At 71.6% G+C, this 4,288-nt stretch carries 4 protein-coding genes; 2 read left to right on the top strand and 2 right to left on the bottom strand.

Annotation, left to right across the window (positions count from 1 at the left end):
• Positions 1–305 precede the first annotated feature (305 nt).
• On the top strand, positions 306–521 hold the full coding sequence (locus tag ACSW7Y_RS16430; protein ID WP_290131285.1) for a hypothetical protein: 216 nt from the start codon (positions 306–308) through the stop codon (positions 519–521).
• Positions 522–528: 7 nt separating this feature from the next.
• Positions 529–2,367, top strand: coding sequence for an ABC transporter ATP-binding protein (locus tag ACSW7Y_RS16425; protein WP_438127310.1), 1,839 nt, complete (start codon positions 529–531; stop codon positions 2,365–2,367).
• A 33-nt stretch (positions 2,368–2,400) separates the two neighbouring features.
• Here the strand turns inward: ACSW7Y_RS16425 and ACSW7Y_RS16420 are convergent, their stop codons facing one another.
• The gene (locus ACSW7Y_RS16420) at positions 2,401–3,021 is read right to left on the bottom strand and encodes an isochorismatase family protein (RefSeq protein WP_438127309.1); all 621 of its coding nucleotides are present in this window, start codon (positions 3,019–3,021) and stop codon (positions 2,401–2,403) included.
• A gap of 23 nt (positions 3,022–3,044) precedes the next feature.
• Positions 3,045–4,288: D-alanyl-D-alanine carboxypeptidase/D-alanyl-D-alanine endopeptidase (gene dacB / locus ACSW7Y_RS16415; protein WP_438127308.1), on the bottom strand; the 1,244-nt coding region annotated here is incomplete at its 5' end.

The raw sequence follows: 4,288 nt of genomic DNA, 5'->3' as shown, positions 1-4,288 counted from the left end.
GACGGGAGGCGCGGTGCCGGCTGGCACCGTGCCTCCCGTCCGTCGTGTGGTGCGGCGGCGCGCCCGGCCGGGCTGGGCCGCGTCGGGGCGGCTCTCGCCGCTCCACGAAACGCGCGCGTTCCGACGTGGCGCGTGTCGATCGACGAGTGTTTCGTCGCCTGATGCACGCACACCGGATGCACGAGCATCGAGCGACGAAACACCTCGTGATCGACGCGCGCAACGTCGCAGTGGAACCAGACCCAACCCGCGCAACCCGTCAACCCACGTTGACACACCTCAGCCCGTCAATGTAGGTTGACACCATGGACGGTCCGACCATCACCACCCTGGCCTCGGGCGCCGACGGCGACGACCCGTTCGCCGCACTCGCCTCGGTGCGCGAGCTCCGCAAGGCCCTCGACCGCACCGAGGAGCTCGCCGCCCGCCGTGCTCGCAACGCCGGCGCCTCGTGGCAGGAGATCGCGACGCTCCTGGGCGTCAGCCGCCAGGCAGTGCACAAGAAGTACGGCAGAGACTAGGAACACGATGAGCTTCCCCTTCGCCCGCCCCAAGAAGACCGACGGCCCCCGCGCCAGCTTCGGCCGCCTGCTGAGCTACCTGTTCGAGAACAAGCCCGCGATGGTCGTCATCATCGTGCTGAGCGTCCTCGGTGCCGGTGCCTCCCTCGCCCAACCGCTCCTGGTCAACCAGGTGATCACCGCCGTGCAGAGCGGCCGGACGCTGAGCGTGCTCGTGTGGCTGCTCGTCGGGCTCGTCATCGTGGCCGGTCTGCTGAACGGCATCCAGCACTTCCTGCTCCAGCGCGCGGGCGAGGGCGTCGTGCTCTCCACCCGCCGCAAGCTCATCGCACGCATCCTGAACCTGCCGATCTCGGAGTTCGACACCCGTCGCACCGGCGACCTCGTCTCCCGCGTGGGCAGCGACACGACGCTGCTGCGGGCCGTGCTCACCCAGGGCCTCATCGAGTCGATCGGGGGCTCCCTCACGTTCATCGGCGCGATCGTCGCGATGGCGATCATCGACCCGCTGCTGCTCGTGATCGTCGTGGTCATCGTCGCCGTCGCGATCGTCGTCGTCGGCGGACTCAGCCGTCGCATCCGCGTCGCGTCGAAGAAGGCGCAGGAGAAGGTCGGCGACCTCACCGCCGCGGTCGAGCGCGGCATCGGCGCCGTCCGCACGATCCGCGCCGCCGGTGCCACCGAGCGCGAGGTCGCTGAGGTCGACGGACACGCGACCGAGGCCTACCGTCGCGGCCTCGACATCGCGAGGATGAGCGCGTTCGTGGTCCCCGTCGCGAGCATCGTCATGCAGGTCGCGTTCATCGCGGTGCTCGGCGTCGGTGGAGCACAGGTCGCCGCCGGGACGATCACGATCGCCACCCTCATCACGTTCATCCTGCTGCTCTTCATGATGATCATGCCGCTCGGCCAGGCGATGGGCGCCGCAGTGGCAGTCGCACAGGCGCTCGGCGCGCTCGGCCGGATCGAGGAGATCCTGCACCTCCCGACGGAGGACCAGGACGACCGCGCCGTCCGCGTCGCGGCCGCCGTGCCGAGCGACGACGCCATCGCGTTCGAGCACGTGTCGTTCCGCTACGCGGCCGGGGCGCAGGCGTCCGGTCCCGACGGGGCGACGGACCGCCCTGGAGGCACGGATCACCCCGACGACGCAGCCGCCGTCGACGACGTGGTGCTGCACGACGTCTCCTTCCGGGTCCCCCGCGGGTCGCGCGTCGCCCTCGTGGGCCCCTCGGGTGCCGGCAAGTCGACGACCCTGGCGCTCATCGAGCGCTTCTACGACCCGACCGACGGCGTGATCCGGCTCGGCGGCGTCGACGTCCGCGGGCTCGACCGCGACGAGCTCCGCGCCCAGATCGGCTACGTCGAACAGGACGCCCCGGTGCTCGCCGGCACGATCCGCGCCAACCTGCTGCTCGGGTCGCCGGACGCCACCGAGGACGACTGCGTCCGCGTGCTCGAGGCCGTGAACCTCGGCGAGGTCCTGCACCGCGACCCCCGCGGCCTCGACGCCCAGGTCGGTGAGGACGGCGTCATGCTCTCCGGCGGTGAGCGACAGCGGCTCGCGATCGCCCGGGCGCTCCTCGCGGCACCGCCGATCCTGCTGCTCGACGAGTCGACGTCGTCGCTCGACGGGGTGAACGAGCAGAAGATGCGGCTCGCGATCGACGCCGTGGCCGAGGACCGCACGCTGCTCGTCATCGCCCACCGGTTGTCCACCGTGGTGGACTCGGACGTCATCGTCGTGCTGGAGCACGGACGGGTCGTCGGGGTCGGGACACACTCGGAGCTCGTCGAGTCGACGCCGCTCTACCGCGACCTGGCGAAGCACCAGCTCCTGGTCTGACGCGCGGGCGCGCGCGTCGCACCTGCTCCGGCGTCAGATGCGCGCGCCGCCGGGCCGGTGCAGGCCCTCGTCGGTGTCGCTGTGGTCGACCAGTCCGCCGGCTGCCCGCACCTCGTCGAGGGCCGCGGCGCTGCGCTCCGGGTCGACCCCGACGACGAGGTCCTCGTACACCGTGACGGCTGCTCCACCCTCGAGCGCGTCGAGCGCACTGGCCCGGAAGCAGTGGTCGGTGGCGATGCCGACGATGTCGACCTCGCGGACGTCGTGCTGTTCGAACACCTGCCCGAGCGGGACCCCGTCGGCCGTTCGTCCCTGGAACGCCGAGTACGCCGGAGCCCCCTGCCCCTTGTAGACGTGGACGTCCACCGGCTCGGTGTCGAACGCCGGGTGGTACTCCGCGCCCGGGGTGTCCTGCACGCAGTGCACGGGCCACGTGTCGACGAAGTCGGGACCCTCGACGCTGGCGAAGTGCCCGCCGTTGTCGTCGTCGCCGTGGTGCCAGTCGCGCGAGCCGACGATGAGGTCGTACTCCCCCGCGTGCTGCCCGAGGAACACCGAGATGCGCTCCGCGACGGCGTCACCACCGGTCACCCCGAGCGCACCGCCCTCGGTGAAGTCGTTCTGGACGTCGACGACGAGCAGTGCCCTGGCCATGCGTCCATCCTGCACCAGCGCGGCTAGGAGCTGGTGAGCTTCGCCCCGCAGGAGTACGTCGCGGCCGTCACGGCGTCGAGTGCCGGGAGCGCCGCCGCCCGCGACGAGCCGATCGCGTAGAACGCGAACGTCAGTCGGGTGCCGTCGGCCGCGTCCATCCAGCCACCGAGCGTGTTCGCGCTGTCGATCCAGCCGGTCTTCGCGTGCACCTTGCCCCGGGCGACGGCGTTCGCGCCCGTGAACCGGCTCGACAGCGTGCCCGAGACACCCGCGACCGGCAGGGCGTTCGACAGCGTGCCGAGGCCCTTCGCACCGGCCTGCACGGGCACCATGAGCTTCGCGACGAACTCGGGCGACACCGCGTTCGCCGCACTCTCGCCCGAGCCGTCCTTGATCACGATGCCGGACGGGTCGACCCCGTAGGTCTTCAGCGCCGCCTGGTACACCCCGGTCAGCGATGCAGCGGAGCCGTTCGACCCGGACTCCTTCGACGAGATGCGCGCGAGCATCTCCGCGAGCGTGTTGTCCGAGTTCGGGATCATCTGGCCGATCAGGGTCGACACCGGCTGCGACGACACCGTGGCGATGGTGTCCGTCGACGTGGTGGCGCGCTTCACGATCTGCGCGTTCGCGGCGCCGACGACCCCGGCGTTCGCGAGGGCCGTGCGGAACGCCGCCCCGGCACGGCCGACGGGGTCGGTGGACCGCGGTGACGTCGCCGCTCCGGGGTTCGCCCGGTCGCCGTCGACCATGAGCGCGGTGACCTCCGGCTGGTAGCCGATCGTCCGCTCGGACACGGGCCACGTCGGGTCCCAGGCGTCGGCGTCGCTCCAGTACGTGTCGTCCGTGACGATCGTCGAGACCGGGGAGCTGCCGAGCTTCGCCTTGACCTGCTGCGCGAGCTGCCCGAGCGTCGGAGCGCCCGGGTAGACCGTCGCACCGCCGGCGGAGAGCGTCGCGTCGCCGTGCCCGACGAGCGCGATCGTGCCGTCGCTCTCCTTCGTGACCGTCGTGGGGATGCGGTAGCTGCCACCGAGGTCGGCCAGCGCGGTCGCGGTCGTCAGGGTCTTCATGACACTGCCGGTCTGCTTCGGCTGGTCGCCCGCGTGCGAGTACAGGACCTCGCCCGTCTCCGCGTTGATCACGGCTCCCTCGAACGACCCGAGTCCGGCCGCTCCCGCAGCCTGGTCGATGGTGCAGGTCCGGAGGGCGGTCGGTCCGGCGGGGTCCTCCGGCACGGCGCGCCCGGTCTCGGTCGGCGTCGCCG

Source organism: Curtobacterium flaccumfaciens (genome assembly GCF_051548005.1).
Taxonomy (GTDB): Bacteria; Actinomycetota; Actinomycetes; order Actinomycetales; family Microbacteriaceae; genus Curtobacterium.
Note: the sequence above shows the minus strand (reverse complement) of the source record. Positions and strands in the feature narration are given on the sequence as shown.